General features: G+C 61.8%; 14 protein-coding genes. 8 read left to right on the forward strand and 6 right to left on the reverse strand.

What is annotated here, in order from left to right; translation table 11 throughout:
• Positions 1–21: 21 nt before the first annotated feature.
• The 4 genes from FHX11_RS03445 to FHX11_RS03460 all read right to left on the reverse strand — a co-directional run bounded on the left by FHX11_RS03445 (position 22) and on the right by FHX11_RS03460 (position 4,513).
• Positions 22–1,536 (reverse strand): DEAD/DEAH box helicase, encoded by a 1,515-nt coding sequence (locus tag FHX11_RS03445; RefSeq protein ID WP_184355055.1) that lies wholly within the window; start codon positions 1,534–1,536, stop codon positions 22–24.
• A 183-nt stretch (positions 1,537–1,719) separates the two neighbouring features.
• Complete coding sequence (locus tag FHX11_RS03450) at positions 1,720–3,072, reverse strand: M23 family metallopeptidase (RefSeq protein ID WP_184355057.1); 1,353 nt, start codon at positions 3,070–3,072, stop codon at positions 1,720–1,722.
• Between the two features lie 116 nt (positions 3,073–3,188).
• On the reverse strand, positions 3,189–4,025 hold the full coding sequence (locus FHX11_RS03455) for a ferritin-like domain-containing protein (protein WP_184355059.1): 837 nt from the start codon (positions 4,023–4,025) through the stop codon (positions 3,189–3,191).
• Positions 4,026–4,030: 5 nt separating this feature from the next.
• A complete protein-coding gene (locus tag FHX11_RS03460) occupies positions 4,031–4,513 on the reverse strand; it encodes a peroxiredoxin (protein WP_184355061.1) in 483 nt (160 codons plus the stop codon).
• Between the two features lie 130 nt (positions 4,514–4,643).
• On the opposite strand from FHX11_RS03460, the gene FHX11_RS03465 reads away from it, so the two are divergent.
• On the forward strand, positions 4,644–8,063 hold the full coding sequence (locus FHX11_RS03465; RefSeq protein ID WP_184355063.1) for a DUF3971 domain-containing protein: 3,420 nt from the start codon (positions 4,644–4,646) through the stop codon (positions 8,061–8,063).
• Positions 8,064–8,138: 75 nt separating this feature from the next.
• Here the strand turns inward: FHX11_RS03465 and tyrS are convergent, their stop codons facing one another.
• A complete protein-coding gene (gene tyrS, locus FHX11_RS03470) occupies positions 8,139–9,395 on the reverse strand; it encodes a tyrosine--tRNA ligase (protein ID WP_184355065.1) in 1,257 nt (418 codons plus the stop codon).
• Between the two features lie 280 nt (positions 9,396–9,675).
• Here tyrS and FHX11_RS03475 point away from each other — a divergent pair, with 280 nt between their 5' ends.
• Together FHX11_RS03475 and FHX11_RS03480 are read left to right on the forward strand one after the other, a co-directional pair.
• Positions 9,676–12,036 carry a caspase domain-containing protein gene (locus FHX11_RS03475; protein WP_246780899.1) on the forward strand — a complete coding sequence of 787 codons (2,361 nt, stop codon included), beginning with the start codon at positions 9,676–9,678 and terminating at the stop codon, positions 12,034–12,036.
• 120 nt (positions 12,037–12,156) lie between these two features.
• Entirely contained in the window at positions 12,157–12,675 is a 519-nt protein-coding gene (locus FHX11_RS03480) for a GNAT family N-acetyltransferase (protein ID WP_184355068.1), read from the forward strand.
• 12 nt (positions 12,676–12,687) lie between these two features.
• On the opposite strand, the gene FHX11_RS03485 is transcribed toward FHX11_RS03480, so the two are convergent.
• Positions 12,688–13,365: an alpha/beta hydrolase gene (locus FHX11_RS03485; protein WP_184355070.1), complete on the reverse strand. Its 678-nt coding sequence runs from the start codon at positions 13,363–13,365 to the stop codon at positions 12,688–12,690.
• A 233-nt stretch (positions 13,366–13,598) separates the two neighbouring features.
• Here FHX11_RS03485 and FHX11_RS03490 point away from each other — a divergent pair, with 233 nt between their 5' ends.
• The 5 genes from FHX11_RS03490 to FHX11_RS03510 all read left to right on the forward strand — a co-directional run bounded on the left by FHX11_RS03490 (position 13,599) and on the right by FHX11_RS03510 (position 19,758).
• Complete coding sequence (locus FHX11_RS03490; protein ID WP_184355072.1) at positions 13,599–14,765, forward strand: cysteine desulfurase family protein; 1,167 nt, start codon at positions 13,599–13,601, stop codon at positions 14,763–14,765.
• A 147-nt stretch (positions 14,766–14,912) separates the two neighbouring features.
• A complete protein-coding gene (gene sufB, locus FHX11_RS03495) occupies positions 14,913–16,382 on the forward strand; it encodes a Fe-S cluster assembly protein SufB (RefSeq protein ID WP_184355074.1) in 1,470 nt (489 codons plus the stop codon).
• Positions 16,383–16,449: 67 nt separating this feature from the next.
• Positions 16,450–17,205 (forward strand): Fe-S cluster assembly ATPase SufC, encoded by a 756-nt coding sequence (gene sufC, locus FHX11_RS03500; protein ID WP_184355077.1) that lies wholly within the window; start codon positions 16,450–16,452, stop codon positions 17,203–17,205.
• Positions 17,206–17,227: 22 nt separating this feature from the next.
• Positions 17,228–18,502 (forward strand): Fe-S cluster assembly protein SufD, encoded by a 1,275-nt coding sequence (sufD, locus tag FHX11_RS03505; protein WP_184355079.1) that lies wholly within the window; start codon positions 17,228–17,230, stop codon positions 18,500–18,502.
• Between the two features lie 8 nt (positions 18,503–18,510).
• A complete protein-coding gene (locus FHX11_RS03510) occupies positions 18,511–19,758 on the forward strand; it encodes a cysteine desulfurase (protein ID WP_210292307.1) in 1,248 nt (415 codons plus the stop codon).
• Position 19,759: the final 1 nt, after the last annotated feature.

Raw genomic sequence — 19,759 nt, forward strand, 5'->3', positions numbered from 1 at the left:
TATGCGAGTCGTCAGAGGCTGTCAGGCCTTGGCGTTGGCAACGATCAGCATGAAGGCGGGGATGTCGTCGCCGAAGCCGACCGGCGTCGGACCGTCGTCGTGGTCGCGATAACGATTGCGGCGCTCACGATTGTCATCGTTGGCAGCGGGGAAGGGCCGGTGATTGTTACGAGAACCGTTGTGGGACTTGTTGTTCTCAGACTTGCGCTCGTTTCTCACGCTTTCGGCCTTTGCTGGTGCTGCTTCGATCGTTTCGACGCCATTATCCCCGGCGTCGTTATCAGATTTATGACTCGAGGCGCTCCGGCCCCCACGGCCGCGATCCCGGTCGCGGCCCTTGCCCTTGCCGTCACGACGGCGGGAAGAGCGGTCATCGTCCCGGCTTTCCTCGGCCGGCGGCAAGGCCGACAGATCGCCGTTCAGCCATTCGACAGTCTCGCCGATCAGCTTTTCAATGGCGTCGGTGTGCTTGGTCTCGCGCTTGGTCACGATGGTGAAAGCAGCACCCGAGCGACCGGCGCGGCCGGTACGGCCGATGCGATGGACATAGTCTTCCGAATGGATCGGCACGTCGAAATTGAAGACGTGGCTGACATCGGGAATATCGAGGCCGCGGGCGGCGACGTCGGAGGCCACCAGAAGCTTGATATTACCGTCCTTGAAGTTCTGCAGCATGGTCATGCGCGAGCGCTGGTCCATGTCGCCATGCAGTGCGCCGACGGAAAAACCATGGCGGTCGAGCGAACGGAAGAGGTCCGAGACGTCCTTCTTGCGGTTGCAGAAGATGATCGCGTTCTTGAGATCCGTCTGGGCGCGGATGAGATCGCGCAGCGTGGCGCGCTTCTCATAATCCTTGCCATGCGAGGCGACGAAGCGCTGCGTCACGGTCTTGGCGGTCGATGCCGGCTTGGCGACTTCGACGCGTTCCGGGTTCTGCAGGAAGCGATCGGCCAGCTTCTGGATTTCCGGCGGCATCGTTGCCGAGAAGAACAGGGTCTGGCGCGTGAAGGGAATGAGCTTGGCGATGCGCTCGATATCCGGGATGAAGCCCATGTCGAGCATACGGTCGGCTTCGTCGATGACGAAGATCTCGACGGCGCTCATCAGCAGCTTGCCGCGCTCGAAATGATCGAGCAGGCGGCCGGGCGTGCAGATCAGCACATCGGCGCCACGCTCGAGCTTGCGGTCCTGATCTTCGAAGGACACGCCGCCGATCAGCAGGGCGATGTTCAGGCGGTGATTCTTGCCGTACTTCTCGAAATTTTCCGCAACCTGCGCGGCAAGTTCGCGCGTCGGCTCGAGAATCAGCGTGCGCGGCATACGGGCGCGGGCGCGACCCTTTTCCAGCAGCGTCAGCATCGGCAGGACGAAGGACGCGGTCTTGCCCGTACCCGTCTGGGCGATGCCGCAGATATCGCGGCGCTGCAGCGCAAAGGGAATGGCACCGGCCTGGATCGGAGTCGGCGTCGTGTAGCCCGCGTCTGTCACCGCGGAAAGGACTTTTTGGCTCAAGCCAAGGTCAGCAAATGTTGTCAAAGGGAAAACTGTTTCCGTTCCGGTTCGGTCGAACACTTATGACTCGACACGCAACTGCGTGCCGCAATGCAGCGCGACATAGAACCAAATACCCGCGAAGTCAAGGAAAGCGGGCGCTTCAGTAAGCTTGATGGCCTTTCATAACGCAATTTTTAGATTAGCGCCATCTTTGTTGCTCGTTTGTCACAATTCCCGTGGCGAAATTGCGCCGAGGCCGCTGATATAACCTGCCAGTTTCGTGCCGGCATTGATGAAATACATCGGGTCGATCGGTTGGCCGTTCTCGCGTACTTCATAATGGAGATGCGTTCCCGTGGAACGGCCGGTGCTGCCCGCCAAACCGACGGTGTCGCCGGATTTGACGGCGTCTCCGACCCGGACGAGAATTTGCTCCATATGGCCGTAACGTGTCGAGATGCCGTCGCCATGATCGATCTCGACCATATTGCCATAACCGCCCGTCCAGCCAGCGGATACGACCTTGCCCGGCGCGGTCGCCCTGATCCGCTCGCCAGGGCTAAAGTGGAAATCGGTGCCGGTGTGCAGCGCCAATTTGCCGAGGAACGGGTCCTTGCGATTGCCGAAGGGGCTGGTGATCAGCCGGCCCGGCGCGGGATTGCGGAAGGGCAGGGTTTCAGCCGCGCCGCGCACCAGCTCCAGGCGTGTCAGGGCCGTATCGAGGTCGGCCATGGATTGCTCGAAGCGGTCGACATTTTCGGGCGCGACATAGGGGCCGCCGACACCTTCGTCGCCATCGTCGGGACCATTCTGCCTATCGGCGATCGCGGCATTCACCGTCGGGAGCTTTACGCCGACATTCTGCATGATCGACTGGATCTGATCCGCCGTGTCGGAAGCGCCCGCCGTCAGGCGCCGCACGCGGGCGAGCTGATCCTGCTCGATATGCTTCAGCGACAGGGTCACCTTGGAAAACACCCTGTCGGCACGGTCGGCGACCGTCTCGGGGGCTGGGACATAGGCGAGGGTGGAATTATCCGGGGTGGCGTCGGCGGGCTTGCCGCCCGACAGCAGCTTGTCGATGGCTCTGAGGTCGCCGGTCAATTCCGCATGATCGCCCTTGCCGGCGCGATCGCTGCCGGCTGCCGCATCCGGGCTCTTGTCGGTCAAGCCCGAGTTTTCGGCGCGATCGAGCAGCGCGTCGAGTTTGCCGTGGCGCGAGGTCAGCGCCTGCTGCTGTTCCATCAGCTTGTCGACCTTGCTTTCGACCACCTGCTGATCCAGCAGCTGACGGGAGGTGACGCGATCGACCTGGGCGCGCAGGGCGGCGATACGGTCTTCGTAGTCATATTGCATGCGCGCCTGTCTCGCCATGGTGGCGCCGATGAGGTCGTCGCGCAGCACGAGATAGGATGTCGCCAGCAGGTAACCGAGGGAAAAGACGCCGACGAGGCAGATGGCAAGTGCCGCCATCCAGGGGCGGACAGTCATATGACGCACGGTATCACCGCTCGCCACGATGATCGTGTGATGCGCCTTCCGCCTGCCGAAAACCCTGTTTTGAGCCTTGGCCGTCACCGAGAATCTCCCAACCGACGCATCCTGACATCCACGGGAGATTAGACGGGTTTATGGTTAATGATTGCTTTACGCGAGACCCTCAGAAAAGGGAAAAACTCTTGCGGCTTAATATGTTAGGCATTGCTTGTGGAGGTGAGCGAACGATAGAAGGAAGGGGTCAGGCCGGCTTCGGCGCGGGCGATATCGTTGAACGGCGCCTTGAGCGAGCCGCGGAAATTGGCGCGCACCAATTCCTGGAAGGTACGGGCAGGATCGCGCCGTTCTCTGGCGCATAGAAAGCGAAACCACTTGGCGCCGACCGCCACATGGCCCTTCTCGTCATTATAGATCACGTCGAGCACGGCAGCGCTTTCCAAATCTCCGGTCTCGCGCATCTTCGCCTGCAGCGCCGGCGTCACGTCGAGGCCGCGAGCCTCCAGAATGAGCGGCACGACGGCGAGGCGGGCGGTCAGGTCCGTACGGGTCGCATGCGCCGCCTGCCAGAGGCCGTCATGGGCGGGCAAGTCGCCATAATCGGCGTCGAGATCACGCAGGCGCGCGCGCACCATCTTGAAATGCTTGGCTTCTTCGAAGGCGACCTGCATCCAGCCATCGAAAAAGGAATTGGGCACCGATTCCGTGGCGAAGCGGGCGACGATGTCGAGCGCCAGGTCGACCGCGTTCAATTCGATATGGGCAATGGCATGCAGCAGCGCGATACGCCCCTTCAGCGTATGCAGCGACCGCTTCTTCATATGCTTCGGCGGAACCAGCTCCGGCTTTTCCGGCCGGCCGGGGCGATCGGCCAGCGGCGGATCGAGCGGCGAGCGCAGGGACAGGGTGCGCGCGAACCAGCGGGTGGCCGTCTCCTGGGCGAGCGTCGTCTTGCGGTCGAGATCGGCCGAGCGGATGGCGGCAATGGCGCCGCCGCGCAGCGAGGTGATTGTCTCGATTTCAACCGATGTCGTCATCGGCCTCAGAGCTCCCCGACGGCGGCCAGCACCTCTTCGGCGTGTCCAGCCACCTTGACCTTGTCCCAGATGCGCGCGATGCGACCGTCGGCGCCGATCAGGAAGGTCGAGCGGACGACGCCCATATAGGTCCTGCCGTACATGCTCTTCTCCCGCCAAACGCCATAGGCTTCGGCCGCAGCCTTCTCTTCGTCGGAGGCAAGCGGCACGCCCAGCTCATATTTCTTGACGAACTTGTCGTGGCTTTTGACCGAATCCGGCGAGATGCCGAGGATGGCGGCACCGGCCTTTTTGAAATCCGCAGCCAGGGCGGTGAAGGATACCGATTCGGCGGTGCAGGCGGAGGTGTTGTCCTTGGGGTAAAAGAAGATCACCAGCGGCTTGCCGGCAAAATCGGCCAGGCGCACGCGGCCGCCGCCATCGCGGGGAAGATCAAAATCCGGGGCTACGTTGCCGATTTCTAATTCAACCGCTGGGATTTTGGTCACGGGAAAACCTTTCTTTCGCCGGGATTTTGGATGACACTAGGTTTCACGCATATATACTGTACCGGTATGCCGTCCACATCGGACGCAGCGTCACCAACAAAATTACGAAAAACGAAAGGGACGCACGGGAGTGATCCGAGGCGAAAAGATTACATTCCGCAAGAAGGATCTTGTCCCGCTCGACCACTTGCCTTCTGCCAAAGTCGACGATCCCCTGATCGTGCATGTGCCGGAAACGACCCGTCGCAAGCGTTCGCATGTATGGCATGTCTGCCGCATCACCTTTGTCTTCATTGCCTTTCTCTCCCTGATCGTCGGCGCGGTGGTCGCCTCGATCGAGGGCGGCATCTTCGATCAACCGCTCTCGCAGAAGGCGCAACAGGCGCTCGATCAGGCCATCGGGCCGCGCTACAAGGCCGAAGTCGGCTCGACGGTGATCCGCTTCACGCCGAGCCTGCGGCTGGCGCTCGAGGCCCATGACGTCAACGTGGTGGATCAGGAGAGCGGCAAGCATTTGTCGACCATGTCGTCCGTCAGCATGGAACTCGATCCGCTGGCGCTGGTCGAGGGTCGCGTCGAGGTGGCGAATGTTGCGGCCGAGGGTATCGCGCTCGATACCTCGCTTCTGCCGCAAGGCGATCCCATCGATATAACGACGCTGCGCGTCGATGCCCTGCCGCAGGCGCTGAATTCGGCCTTCGACAATCTCGATTTCCTCGAACGTTTCGTCGAGCGCGGCGGTACGAACTCGGTGCGCATTTCCGGCTTCGCGGTCAAGCTGGCCCGCCAGGAGGGCGAGCCGATCTCGCTCGTGGTCGATAATCTCACCTTCGAACGCAGCGGACAGACGGGGCTGCATCTCTACGGAGAGGTTTCCGTCAATGGCTCCGTCGCGACGCTTGACGTGGTCGCGGACCAGCGGGAGGCCGGCCGCAGCTCTTCGCTGGTCGCCAAGCTTGCCAATCTCGATCTGAAGCCGGTGACGATGGTCTATGACCAGAACGGCACGCCGCGACAGGGCATCATGAGTTTCGCCGGCATGACGGTGACGGCCATTCGTGGGGATGCCGGCACGGAGCCGAAACTCAGCGCTTCCATCGACGTGAAGCCCGGCACGCTCTACATGGATCGCGATCCGCAGGATCTGACGCAGGCCAACATCAATCTTGCCTATGATTTCAGGCGCCAGACGCTTGAGATCGAGCAATCGAAGGCGCAGTTCGTCGGCACGATCGTCCCTTTCTCGGGCGCCCTGATCGATCTCGATCGCATCGATGCCAATGCCGGCAAGGGATTCGGCATCGATTTCCTGATCCGGGGCGGCACGGCGGCCTCGTCGATCTCCGGCGAGCAGCCGGTCAGCTTCGACGGACAGGCGACCGGACGCTTCCTGTCGGCAACGAAGGAGCTGCAATTCGACAACCTCGGCGTTTCGACGCCGCTCGGCTCGCTGTTCGGTTCGCTGCATATGAAGCTCGGCGACAGCTCGCCGGAAATCAGCTTCGGCGGTCGAGCCGACAAGCTGGATACCACCGCGATCAAGCAGCTTTGGCCATTCTGGATGGCTTCCAAGCCTCGCGTCTGGGTGGAGAGCAATCTCTTCGGCGGCACGGTCACCAATGCGGTCATCTCCGTCTTCATTCCCGCTGGGCGGCTGCGGGCGGCGGCGCAGACCGGCAAGCTGCAACTCGGAAAGAACGAGCTGCATATCGCTTTCGACATCGATGGCGCACGCCTCGATGTGCCCGGCGAAATTCCGCCGCTGCGGGATATGAAGGCGCATTTCGACCTGACCGGTCCGACCATGAGCATCGATATCGCCAACAGCACATCCTATTTCCCGACGGGCCGGTCGGTGACGCTCAAGGACAGCAATTTCTCGATCCCGTCCGCCTATGACAAGCCGCTGATGGCGCAGCTCGACCTCGCAATATCCGGCACCGGCGACGCCATCGGCGAGCTGCTTACCTACAAGCCGCTGCAGGTCTTGCAGCGCACCGAGTTCAAGCCGGAGAATTTCAACGGCAAGATCCAGGCCAATGTCGAGGCGACGATCGGCCTGATCAGCGACCAGAAGCCGCCGCCGCCGGTCTGGAAGGCGAATCTGCGGCTTGATGACGTCGATCTTCTGAAGCCGATGAACAATCGGAAAATTACCGATCTGAACGGCGAGATCGACGCCGATCCTCAATCGGTGCATCTGCAGACGCAGGCGCTGATCGACGGCATTCCCGCGCAGATCGACATGGTCGAGCCGACCGACGACAAGTCACCGGCCAAGCGCAGCCGGGTGATCACGGCCACACTGACGGATGCGCAGCGCACGGCCGTGATACCGGGCCTCAACGACATCCTCAGCGGTCCGGTCAAGGTGGAACTCACGCGCATCGATGACGACCGCCAGGGCGTGAAAGTCGATCTTGGCAAGGCGGCGTTGACGGTGCCCTGGGTCGGCTGGGCAAAGGGCAGCGGCATTCCGGCGACCGCGCAATTCGAGGCTTCCGGCCCGGACAGCCAGACGGCGCTGAAGAATTTCGTGCTGAAAGGGGATGGTTTCGGCGTCAGCGGCGATCTCGTCGTGAGCAAGGGTGGATTGTCATCGGCCAATTTCAGCAGCGTCAAGCTCTCGGCGCTCGATGATTTCGCGCTATCGGTCAAACGCAGCAAGGCAGGTGCCTACGACATATCCGTTTCGGGCAATTCGGCGGATCTGAGGCCGGTTCTGGCGCGGCTGAAGACATCGACGAGCAAGAGCGGCGGCGGCAATGGCGACGATTCGTCGAGCGCGACCGTGCGCGCCAATCTCGACAAGGTCATCGGTTTCAACGACGAGTCGATCGGCAATCTCAAGGGCGTCTATTCCGTTTCCGGCGGGCGCATCGTGGCGGTGGACTTTTCCGGCGTCACCCGCAGCGGCGAGGCGGTCGTCAGCCAGGTGAGCAAGGGCGCCGGCAGCGGCACCATCCGTATCACCAGCGGCGATGCCGGCGCGGTGGCGCGCTTCACCGATCTCTACAAGCATCTGAAGGGTGGGTTGCTCAACCTCTCCCTGCGCTCCACCGGGCCGGACGATTGGGACGGTTCACTCGACATCCGCAACTTTGCCATCATCGACGAAAAGAAGCTTTCGACCATCGTTTCGACGCCGAGCGGCAAGAACGGCAAGAGCCTGAACGCCGCCGTCAAACAGAATATCGACACGCAGTCGCAGAGTTTCGAGCGTGGTTTCGCGCGGCTGGTGCTGCGCGACGGTGCACTGTCGGTGGAAAACGGCGTCGTGCGGGGAGCGCAGGTGGGGGCGACCTTCCAGGGCATGCTGAAGGACGCCAACGGCAAGATGGACCTGACCGGCACCTTCATGCCCGCCTATGGCCTGAACCGCCTGTTCGCCGAAGTCCCGATCGTCGGCTTCATCCTCGGCAACGGCAGCGATCGCGGCCTGATCGGCATCACCTTCCGGCTCACGGGCACGATCGAAAAATCGAGCATGCAGATCAACCCGCTGTCGATCATCGCGCCGGGTGTTTTCAGGCAGATTTTCGAGTTCTGAGCTGGCAGCCTGACATTGCCAAAACGAGAAAGCCGGCGAGGACGCCGGCTTTGCGTGTCATCACATTGTTTCTACTCAAGCAGCCGGGCGCACCAGAATGTGCTTCTTCTTGCCGAGCGAGAGCTTGATGACGCCGTCGGCGGTGATCTCGCCGCTGCCGATCAGCTTGCGTTCGTCACTGACCGCCTGATCGTTGATGCGTACCGCGCCGCCCTGGACATGGCGGCGGGCTTCGCCGTTCGATGCGGCCAGGCCGGCGCGCACGATCAGCGACAAGAGACCGATGCCGGCGTCGAGTTCGGAGGCGGGAACGTCGATGGACGGCAGGTTCTCGGAAAGGCCGCCTTCCTCGAAGGTCTTGCGTGCGGTTTCGGCTGCCTGTTCGGCGGCGTCGCGGCCATGCAGGATGGCGGTAACTTCCGTCGCCAGGATCTTCTTGACCTCGTTGATCTCCGATCCCGCGAGCACTGACAGCCGCGCGATCTCGTCCATCGGCAGTGTCGTGTAGAGCTTGAGGAAGCGCGAGACGTCCGCATCTTCGGTGTTGCGCCAGTATTGCCAGAAGTCATAGGCTGACAGCAGGTCGGCATTCAGCCAGACCGCGCCGGTGGCGGACTTGCCCATCTTGGCGCCGGAAGAGGTCGTGAGCAGGGGCGATGTCAAAGCAAAGAGCTGCTTCGTCCCCATCCGGTGACCGAGGTCGATGCCGTTGACGATATTGCCCCACTGGTCCGAGCCGCCCATCTGCAGGCGGCAATCGTAACGCTTCGCCAGTTCGACGAAATCGTAGGCCTGCAGGATCATGTAGTTGAACTCGAGGAAGGACAGCGACTGCTCGCGATCGAGCCGCGTCTTGACGCTGTCGAAGGACAGCATGCGGTTGACCGAGAAATGCCGGCCGACATCGCGCAGGAATTCGAGGTAGTTCAGCGAGCGCAGCCATTCGGCGTTGTTGATCATCAACGCATCCTTCGGGCCGTCGCCGTAAGTGAGGTAGTTCGAGAAGCAGCGCTTGATCGAGGCGATATTGCTTTCGATCGTATCGATCGTCATGAGCTGGCGGGCTTCGTCCTTGAAGGAGGGATCGCCGACCATGCCGGTGCCGCCGCCCATCAGCGAGACGGCGCGGTGACCGGTCGCCTGCAGCCAGTGCAGCATCATGATCTGGATCAGAGAACCGGCATGCAGGCTCGACGCCGTCGGATCGAAGCCGATATAGGCGGTCACGGTTTCCTTGGCGAAGAGATCGTCGAGGCCGGTTTCATCGGAAATCTGGTGGATGAAGCCACGCTCTTGAAGGGTACGCAGGAAATCGGATTTGAACTCAGCCATGATCTTGGTCTCTCGAAGCCGCATTGATGGAAGATGCAGCGAAATCGCTGTTGTTGAACGTCGCGGCGCGTTTAGCACCGATTTGGCGGTTCGTCACCATTTTGGTGGAGCCAAGTTTGTAAACGGGCGCTTCTCAACGTGAATAGACCGTAACATCGCCCCGAAGCCGCCGGGAATGCGCCGCGCATTCGCCCAAATCAAATCCTAGTCATTGATCGTTGATCCCGTGTGTGCCTCATGTTTCGTGAAAGAAACCGGTATGTCACCTTTGTTTTCGATGATGGGATTGTCATCCAAAAAGACGATCTGGGCATGGTTTGCCATCATATTGGTTCTGGCCGGCGCCGTTGTTGCCGGCCCGGCCGAAGCGCAAAGTCCCCTAGAGAAGCGAATAGCGCTGGTCGTGGGCAACTCCGCCTACAAGGCAGGTGCGTTGCCGACGCCTGCGAATGACGCGGGCCTGATCGCACAGACCTTGCAGGCTGCCGGTTTCGATGTCATCGGCGCGCGCGATCTCGACCAGAACGGCCTGCGCGATGCCCTGCGGGACTTTCTGGCGAAGGCAAGTTCCTCCGGGCCCGACACCCTGGCCTTCGTTTATCTGGCGGGCTACGGGCTGCAATATCAGGGGGACAATTATTTCGTTCCCATCGATGCTCAGATCGCCAACGCCACCGATGTTCCCGTTGAGGCCATTCGCATTTCCGACTTTACCCGATCGCTGGCGGCGATCGGGAACAAGGGCAGCATCGTCGTTCTCGATGGTGCCAGGGCCAATCCGTTTGCCCAGACGAACCAGCCTCTTGCCGGCGGTCTGGCGCTCGTCGAACCGGATGCCAATCAGCTGATCGCGTTCAATGCCGCACCCGGCACCGTCGCGCCGCAGGAAGCGGGACCTTATGGCGCCTATGCGCATGCCTTGGCGGAAATGATGCGCGTCGGCGGTCTTTCGCTTGGCGAGGTCTTCGACCGCACGCGCCTCAGGGTCGGCGATTTGACCAAGGGTGCGCAGATATCGTGGGATGCCTCCAAATTCGGTGGCGCCTTCACATTTTTCGACCGCGGCCCCGATGCGCCCCCGGCCCAGGTTTCCAGCTATGATAGCGCTGTGATCCGCACGAAAGCCATCCGCGACTTCGATGAGCGGGATGCCTATTTCGCCGCGCTCGACCGCGATACGCTGCAAGGATACGAGGATTTCCTGGCTGCTTATCCGAACGATTCGATGGCACGGCGCGTGCGTGCGATCATCGCAGCCCGCCGCGAGGCGATCACCTGGCGCGAGACGTGGATGACCGATACGCCGCAAGCCTATTGGTCCTATCTGCGGCGCTATCCGCGCGGCCCACATGTCTGGGACGCCCGCCGTCGTCTCGAGCACCTTGAAGCCGCGTTGGAGCCGCCACCGTCATTCACGGTCATCGAGTATGACGTGCCGCCGCCTCCGCCGGCAGAGATCGTCTATGTCGATCGGCCCGTCCTTTATTTCGACGATGCCGATTTCGGCTATGCACCGCCTCCGCCGGTGGTCTTCCTGGCACCGCCGCCACCGGATTTCGTCGTGCTTTCGCCGCCGCCGGCTCCGGTCGACCTCTATGTCCTGCCGGCTCCGGTTTTCGTTCCCGTGCCCGAATGGGTCCGGCCGTCGCGCGATGTGGCACCGCCGCAGAACGACATCATCTTCAACAACATCCACAATACGGTCGTGAACAACACGATCATCAACAACAGCACGACGGTCAATAACACGACCGTCAATCAGGCTGCGCCCACGGCTCCAGGCCCGACGGCGGGACAGACGCTGGCGGGAACGGCTGTCGCCGCCGGGGCAGGTGCCGCGGCGCTCCACGTCGCCTTGCCGCCCTCCGTGCAGAAAAAGGCTGCGATCCTGCAAAAGCAGAATCCGGTCGCTACGGCCAAGGCGCCGGCAAATGGTACCGCGCCGGTCACGCAGCCGCAGACCGGGAATGCCGCCTTGCATGCTCTTCCCGGTACGCATGGACAGCCTCTGCCATCGGCTGGCAAAGCGCCTGTCAATCAGCCGCAAGGTCAGCCAAAGCAGCTCCAGGCTTCGCAACCTGGCAACGCGCCTCATAATAATCCGGCATCGGCTGCCGCAAAGCCGGTCGGGCAGGGAGCGAATGCCAATGCTCATGCGCTTCCCGGCATGCAGGGACAGCCTTTGCCGCCAGTGGGAAAAACGCAGGCTACCCAAAACCAGGTCCAGCCGAAAAGAATTCCGCCGACACAGACTGGCCCGAATGCCGGACAGAGCGCAGCAACGGGTTCCAAGCAGCCCGCTAATGGTCAGGTTGCAAACCCCTCCGCCGCGTCTGTCGTCGCGAAGGCTCCCTCCAGACCGGTCGTCAACGCCAGCCAGCCGTCGCATTCTGCCTCGGCAGCGCCAAGGCGTATGAATGTTGTCGCGGCCTCCAGGCAGAAACCCGCACCGCAGGCGGTACATCAGGCAAACCCGCCGCGCATGGCCATGCAGGCGAAAGCGCCGATCACCAAGCCGCAAGCTCAGCCGAGGCCGCAGCCCAAGGTCGTGCAGCAGGTAAAGAGGCCGCCGCAGGCGGTCGCGCAAAAGCCGCCGGCCAAGAAAAAATGTGGAGCGCCCGGCCTGCCGGCATGTCACTGATCGGTGAGGCTGCATCCGGTTTCGTTGACGGGATTGGCCATGCTCGGCATCCCTTCCTCGGCTTGCAATGCTGTGCTTGAATGACTCTGCAAGGCTCAGCAGATGGGAAAGCGATCACACATGGGCGACACGATCATTCTGGAGACTCCGCGCCTCATCCTGACCATGTGGGACAGTGGCGACGCCGCGCTGATTCGGCAGCTGCATGCGACGATGGAAACGACGCGCTATCTGTCCGGCGCCGCGCCCTGGACGCTGGAGAAGGCGGAGGAGCGGCTGAAATCCTGGTTTGCCGAGCAGGCTCGCGATGGCGTGACGAAATACAAGATGTTGAGGCGGGAAGACGGCCGTTTCATCGGTCGCGCCGGCTTTTCGCGATTTGAGGAAGAGAGTGGGCGCGGGGAGTTCGAGCTTGGCTATTCGATCCGCCGCGAAGCCTGGGGTAACGGCTACGCCACCGAAATCGCCGGCGCGCTTGCCGACTGGTTTTTCAGGCGCGGCATCGCCCGCCGGTTCATTGCCTTTACCCATCCGGACAATGTCGCCTCGCAGCGGGTCTTGCAAAAGATCGGAATGCGAGAAAGCCCGCCGATGGTGATCGACGGGCTTCCATGTCCGAGTTTCGCAATGTCGCGATAGGAGGCTGGCCTCTTACCTGATGCGCTTGGCGGCCGGCTCCGGCACCAGTTCGCCGTTCAGACGGCGGTCGAGGTAATCCTCGCATTCGCCGAGCAGCGTTTCGACCTGGCCATTGAAGAAATGGTTGGCGCCTGAGACGACCTTGTGGGTAATCAGGATGCCCTTCTGCGTCTTCAGCTTTTCCACGAGACCGTTCACGTCCTTTTCCGGGGCGACCTTGTCGGAATCGCCGTTGATGATGAGGCCGGAGGACGGGCAGGGCGCCAGGAACGAGAAGTCATAGATGTTCGGCTGCGGCGCGATCGACATGAAGCCTTCGATCTCCGGGCGGCGCATCAGCAGCTGCATGCCGATCCAGGCGCCGAAGGAATAGCCGGCAACCCAGCAGCTCTTGGAATCGGGATGCAGGCTCTGCACCCAGTCGAGCGCCGAGGCGGCATCCGACAATTCGCCGGCGCCGTGGTCGAATTCGCCCTGGCTGCGGCCGATGCCGCGGAAATTGAAGCGGAGCGTGGTGAAGCCGCGCTTCTGGAACATGTAGAAGAGCTGGTAGACGACCTGATTGTTCATCGTGCCGCCAAATTGCGGATGCGGATGGAGGATGATCGCGATCGGGGCGCTCTTTTCCTTCGAGGGCTGATAGCGGCCTTCAAGGCGGCCTGCGGGGCCGTTGAAAATTACTTCGGGCATCGATACTCCGGCTCTTCTTTTTCTGCGTTCGAACCATACGGGACGCAGCAAGTTGACTTGACGAATGCGCTCATCTTTTCTAGAACGCAGTTTAGAACAATTCGAAACTTGATGCGGGCTTCCACGCGTTGCTTGTTCAGCGGTTTGTGGAACGTGTCATAAGGCATGCCCGGCTGAAATTTCAAGGAAAATGAGCCGGGCCTAACAAGGCTTCGTCAGGCAGGAAGAAGATTATGGCGGCAACGCGCCTTTATCTCGACTGGAATGCCACCGCTCCGCTTCATCCGGCGGCGCGTGACGCCATGTTGCATGCTTTGGATCTATATGGAAACCCCAACTCGGTTCATGGCGAAGGCCGGGCGACACGGGCGGCGATCGAGGCCGCGCGCCGGCAGGTCGCGGGCCTGACGGGTGCCGAGCCGGCGCATGTCGTTTTCACCAGCGGCGCGACCGAAGCGGCCAACATGGTGCTGACACCGGAATTCCGCATGGGCCGCACGCCGATGTCGATCGGCCATCTCTATGTGTCGGCGATCGAGCATCCGGCCGTGCGCGAAGGCGGTCGTTTCGCCAAGGACAGGATCAGCGAGGTTCCGGTCACGCCGGATGGGATCGTTGATCTCGCCGCGTTGGAGACGATGCTTGCCGCGCATGACAGGGCCGACGGGCTGCCGATGGTGGCGGTCATGCTTGCCAACAACGAGACCGGCATCCTTCAGCCCGTGACGGAGGCGGCGAAGCTTGTCCATGCGGTGGGCGGTCTTTTCGTTGTCGATGCGGTTCAGGCGGCCGGCCGGGTTCGGCTCGATATCAACGAGCTCGGCGCAGATTTCCTGATCGTCTCGTCGCATAAGATCGGCGGACCGAAGGGGGCTGGCGCCCTGATCTCGCGCGGCGAGATCCTGATGCCGAAGCCGCTGATCCATGGCGGCGGCCAGGAGAAAGGGCATCGTTCGGGCACGGAAAATGCCCTGGCCGTCATCGGCTTCGGTGCCGCCGCGGCTGCGGCAGCCGCCGACTTCGACAGCCGCAATGCCGCCGCCGCAAGGCTCCGGGACCGGCTTGAAGACGGCATGAAATTCGCCGCACCCGACGTCATCATTCATGGCGAGGCCGGCGCGCGCGTGCCGAATACCAGTTTCTTCACCCTGCCGGGGCTGAAATCCGAAACCGGGCAGATCGCCTTCGATCTCGAGGGCGTGGCGATCTCGGCGGGCTCGGCCTGCTCCTCCGGCAAGGTCGGCGAGAGCCATGTGCTGTCGGCCATGGGCTGCGATCCGAAGCTCGGGGCGCTGCGCATTTCGCTTGGTTTCACGACGACCGAAGAGGATGTCGATCGTGCGATTGCGGCCTTCGCCAGGATCGCCGGCCGGCGCAAACCGGCGGATGCGGTCGCCTGACGACTTACAATTTCGCGGAAATGAAAAATTCCGCTTGCCAAGCGGGCTGAAAAGTCCCTTTTGGCCGACTACATAGAGGGCAGAGATAAATCTGCCGCAACGTTGACAAGCTGCCGGACCTTGGATCCGGCGAGATTGGAGAACGACATGCCTGCAGTCCAGGAAACGGTCGATCAGGTTCGCCAGATCGACGTGGACCAGTACAAATATGGTTTCGAGACCATCATCGAGATGGACAAGGCTCCGAAAGGCCTGTCCGAGGATATCGTCCGCTTCATTTCCGCCAAGAAGCAGGAACCGGAGTGGATGCTGGAATGGCGCCTTGAGGCCTATCGCCGCTGGTTGACGCTGGAGGAGCCCACCTGGGCCCGCGTCGACTATCCGAAGATCGATTTCAACGACATCCACTATTACGCCGCGCCGAAGAAGTTCGCCGGCCCGAAGTCGCTTGACGAAGTCGATCCGGAGCTGCTCAAGACCTATGAGAAGCTCGGCATTCCCTTGCGCGAGCAGGAAATTCTTGCCGGCGTCGAGAAGCCGAAGATCGCCGTCGATGCGGTGTTCGACTCCGTTTCGGTCGTCACGACCTTCAAGGAAGAGCTGAAGAAGGCCGGCGTGATCTTCATGTCGATCTCGGAAGCCATCCGCGAGCATCCGGATCTGGTGCGCAAATATCTCGGTTCCGTCGTGCCGACGACCGACAATTTCTATGCGACGCTGAATTCGGCCGTGTTCACCGACGGTTCCTTCGTCTTCGTGCCGAAGGGCGTGCGGTGCCCGATGGAGCTGTCGACCTACTTCCGCATCAACGAGAAGAACACCGGTCAGTTCGAGCGCACGCTGATCATCGCCGAAGAGGGAGCCTATGTCTCCTATCTCGAAGGCTGCACGGCGCCGCAACGCGACGAGAACCAGCTGCACGCTGCTGTCGTCGAGCTGGTTGCGCTCGACGATGCCGAGATCAAGTATTCGACCGTCCAGAACTGGTATCCGGGCGACAAGCACGGCAAGGGCGGGATCTACAACTTCGTCACCAAACGCGGCGATTGCCGCGGCCATCGCTCCAAGATCTCCTGGACGCAGGTCGAAACCGGTTCGGCGATCACCTGGAAATATCCGTCCTGCATCCTGCGCGGCGACGACAGCCGTGGCGAGTTCTACTCGATCGCGGTTTCGAACGGCCATCAGCAGGTCGATAGCGGCACCAAGATGATCCATCTCGGCAAGAACACATCGAGCCGCATCATCTCGAAGGGTATCGCCGCCGGCGTGTCGCAGAACACCTATCGCGGCCAGGTTTCGGCACATCGCCGCGCGACCAACGCCCGCAATTTCACGCAATGCGACTCGCTGCTGATCGGCGACAAGTGCGGTGCTCATACCGTGCCCTACATCGAGGCGAAGAACTCGACGGCACAGTTCGAGCACGAAGCCACCACGTCGAAGATCTCCGAAGACCAGCTGTTCTACTGCCTGCAGCGCGGCATTCCCGAGGAAGCGGCGATCGCGCTGATCGTCAACGGCTTCGTCAAGGAAGTCCTGCAGGAACTGCCGATGGAGTTCGCCGTCGAAGCGCAGAAGCTGATCGGCATCTCGCTTGAGGGCAGCGTCGGCTGACGCCCGAACGAATTTAATTCTGGCGCGTCAGGCGCGCCGCACCCCATTCCTTCGATAGGATTCTACTATGCTTGAAATCAAGAACCTGCATGCCCGCATCGCCGAAGACGGCACCGAGATCATCCGTGGTCTGAACCTGACCGTGAAGGCTGGCGAAGTTGCCGCCATCATGGGGCCGAACGGCTCGGGCAAGTCGACGCTCTCCTATATCCTCGCCGGCCGCGACGACTACGAAGTGACGGAAGGCGATATCCTTTATAACGGCGAGAGCATTCTTGGGCTGGACGCCGCCGAGCGTGCCGCAAAGGGCATTTTCCTCGCCTTCCAGTATCCGGTCGAAATCCCCGGCGTTGCCACCATGCAGTTCCTGAAGGTGGCGATGAACGAACAGCGCAAGGCGCGCGGCGAAGCCGAGCTGACGACGCCGGACTTCATGCGCCGCGTCAAGGACGCTGCCGCCAAGCTGCAGATCAATCCCGACATGCTGAAGCGTCCGCTCAACGTCGGCTTCTCGGGCGGTGAGAAGAAGCGCGCCGAGATCCTGCAGATGGCGCTGCTGGAGCCGCAGCTCTGCGTGCTTGACGAAACCGATTCCGGCCTCGACATCGACGCGCTGAAGATCGTCGCCGACGGCGTCAATGCTCTACGCTCTCCGGACCGCGCCGTGATCGTCATCACCCACTATCAGCGCCTGCTCGACTATATCGTTCCGGACACCGTTCACGTCCTCTACAAGGGCCAGGTGATCAAGTCCGGCGACAAGACGCTGGCGCATGAGCTCGAAGCCAATGGCTATGCCGACATCATCGGTGCTGCGGCCTGATCGGGGCGGAAAGGATACGTCGATGAATGTTCAGACGACGACCCGCCTCACAGCCGCGGAAACGGCGCTGATCGAGGCTTACAACAATCAGCTTGGCGACTTGCCGGGCGATGGCGAGGTATTCGCCATTCGCGATCGCCTGCTTGATGACCTCAAGACCGCCGGCCTGCCAACGCGGCGCTTCGAGGCTTGGCATTATACCGACTTCAAGAACCTGCTGCGCCTTGTTCCGACGGATCTCGGTACGGGTAGCGTCGAGCCGCTGTCGCCGACCGTTGCCGGTTCGGCCGTTCTTTCGGTTCTGCAGGGCGAGGCCGCCGGCAAGACCTCGGTCGATGGCCTGTCGGTCAGCCGCTATGTCGATAGCCTGACGAGCGGCGCGGCCGCCGTTGGCCTGGAAGCCCTCGGCAGCGATGACGCCATCGGCCGCATCAATGCCAGCTTCGTGCGCGACGGCTATGTCGTCGAATTCCCCGAAGGCACGGAACTCGATCAGCCGCTGGAAATCCAGTTCATCCATGCCGGTGGGCAGATTCACAGCCGACTGCCCGTGACCTTCGGTGCCGGCGCCAAGGCGACCGTGATCGAGCGTCACGAGGGTGTTCCGGGCGCTGCGGCGCTGGTCTCTTCGGTCAGTGAAGTCAAGCTCGGCAAGGGCGCGGAAGTCACCTGGATCATCCTGCAGGAGCAGGGCTCCGAGGACACGCATCTCGGCCAGATCCGCATCGATCTCGGTCAGGACGCCAAGCTGAAGCTGTTCGTCATCAATGCCGGCGGCAAGCTGGTGCGGCAGGAGCTGCATATCAAGGTTTCGGGCGAGGGTGCGGATCTCGCGCTGCGCGGCGTCAACCTGCTCGGCGGCGACACGCATACGGATGTGACCATGGTGCTCGGCCATGACGTGCCGCACACCGGCTCGACGGAAATCGTCCGCAACGTGGTGTTCGACCGCGCCCGCGGCGTCTTCCAGGGCATGATCCGCGTCGCTCCGGATGCCCAGAAAACCGACGCCCGCATGGCCTGCAATACGCTGCTGATGTCCGACGATGCCGAATTCTCCGTCAAGCCGGAGCTCGAGATCTTCGCCGACGACGTGCAGTGCGGCCACGGCGCCACTGTCGCTGATATCGACAGCAACCATCTCTACTATCTGATGGCGCGCGGCATTCCGAAGAACAAGGCCCGCGCCATGCTGGTCAATGCCTTCGTGGCCGAGATTGTCGAAGAGCTGGAAGACGAAGCCCTGGTCGAGGCGCTGGAAGGCGTTATCTCTGCCTGGCTCGAAAAGCACGCCTGATTGGAGCAATGCTCGTGGACAAGATCGTACCAGCCACCGCCTATGACGTCGAAGCGATCCGTCGGGATTTTCCGATCCTGTCGACGACCGTCCATGGCAAGCCGCTGGTCTATCTCGACAACGGCGCGTCGGCGCAGAAGCCGCAGGTCGTGATCGATGCCATTTCGCACGCCTATTCGAGCGAATATGCCAATGTGCATCGCGGTCTGCATTTCCTCTCCAATGCCGCCACGGAAGCCTATGAGGCGGCGCGCGAGAAGGTGCGCCGTTTCCTGAACGCGCCGTCGGTGGACAATATTGTTTTCACCAAGAACTCGACGGAGGCGATCAACACGGTCGCATACGGCTGGGGCATGCCGAAGATCGGCGAGGGCGACGAGATCGTCGTGTCGATCATGGAGCATCACTCCAACATCGTGCCCTGGCATTTCATCCGCGAGCGGCAGGGTGCGAAGCTCGTCTGGGTGCCGGTCGACGACGAGGGCGCGTTCCATATCGAGGATTTCGAGAAGAGCCTGACGGAACGCACCAAGCTCGTCGCCATTACCCATATGTCGAACGCGCTCGGCACGGTCGTCCCGGTGAAGGAAGTCTGCCGCATCGCCCATGAGCGCGGCATTCCCGTGCTGATCGACGGGTCGCAAGGTGCGGTGCACATGCCTGTCGACGTGCAGGATATCGATTGCGACTGGTACGTCATGACCGGTCACAAGCTCTATGGTCCCTCGGGCATCGGCGTGCTCTACGGCAAGAAGGACAGGCTCGCCGAGATGCGGCCCTTCCAGGGCGGCGGCGAGATGATCTTCGACGTCACCGAGGAGAACGTCACCTACAACGATCCGCCGCATCGTTTTGAAGCCGGTACGCCGCCGATCGTACAGGCGATCGGCCTCGGCTATGCCCTTGATTACATGGACAGCATCGGCCGCGACGCGATCGCGCGCCACGAAGCCGATCTGGCCGCCTATGCGGCGGAGCGGCTGCGGGACATCAATTCGCTGCGTGTCATCGGCACGGCGCCCGGCAAGGGCGGCATCTTCTCCTTCGAGCTTGCTGGCATACATTCCCACGATGTCTCGATGGTGATCGACCGCCAGGGGGTCGCCGTTCGCGCCGGCACGCATTGTGCCCAGCCGCTCTTGAAACGTTTCGGCGTCACCTCCACATGCCGTGCATCGTTTGGCATGTATAATACCCGTGCCGAAGTGGATGCTCTGGCCGATGCGTTGGAATATGCGCGGAAATTCTTTGCCTAAG

The sequence above is a fragment of the Rhizobium sp. BK602 genome (genome assembly GCF_014195095.1).
Lineage (GTDB): Bacteria > Pseudomonadota > Alphaproteobacteria > Rhizobiales > Rhizobiaceae > Rhizobium.

Excerpts from the sequence above, each read along its gene's own strand:
- FHX11_RS03480 (WP_184355068.1), top strand. The coding sequence starts at position 12,157 with ATGGGCGACACGATCATTCTGGAGACTCCGCGCCTCATCCTGACCATG.
- FHX11_RS03510 (WP_210292307.1), top strand. The coding sequence starts at position 18,511 with ATGCTCGTGGACAAGATCGTACCAGCCACCGCCTATGACGTCGAAGCG.
- sufB (WP_184355074.1), top strand. The coding sequence starts at position 14,913 with ATGCCTGCAGTCCAGGAAACGGTCGATCAGGTTCGCCAGATCGACGTG.
- FHX11_RS03485 (WP_184355070.1), bottom strand. The coding sequence starts at position 13,365 with ATGCCCGAAGTAATTTTCAACGGCCCCGCAGGCCGCCTTGAAGGCCGC.
- tyrS (WP_184355065.1), bottom strand. The coding sequence starts at position 9,395 with ATGGCTGAGTTCAAATCCGATTTCCTGCGTACCCTTCAAGAGCGTGGC.
- FHX11_RS03490 (WP_184355072.1), top strand. The coding sequence starts at position 13,599 with ATGGCGGCAACGCGCCTTTATCTCGACTGGAATGCCACCGCTCCGCTT.
- FHX11_RS03475 (WP_246780899.1), top strand. The coding sequence starts at position 9,676 with ATGGGATTGTCATCCAAAAAGACGATCTGGGCATGGTTTGCCATCATA.
- FHX11_RS03455 (WP_184355059.1), bottom strand. The coding sequence starts at position 4,025 with ATGACGACATCGGTTGAAATCGAGACAATCACCTCGCTGCGCGGCGGC.
- sufD (WP_184355079.1), top strand. The coding sequence starts at position 17,228 with ATGAATGTTCAGACGACGACCCGCCTCACAGCCGCGGAAACGGCGCTG.
- sufC (WP_184355077.1), top strand. The coding sequence starts at position 16,450 with ATGCTTGAAATCAAGAACCTGCATGCCCGCATCGCCGAAGACGGCACC.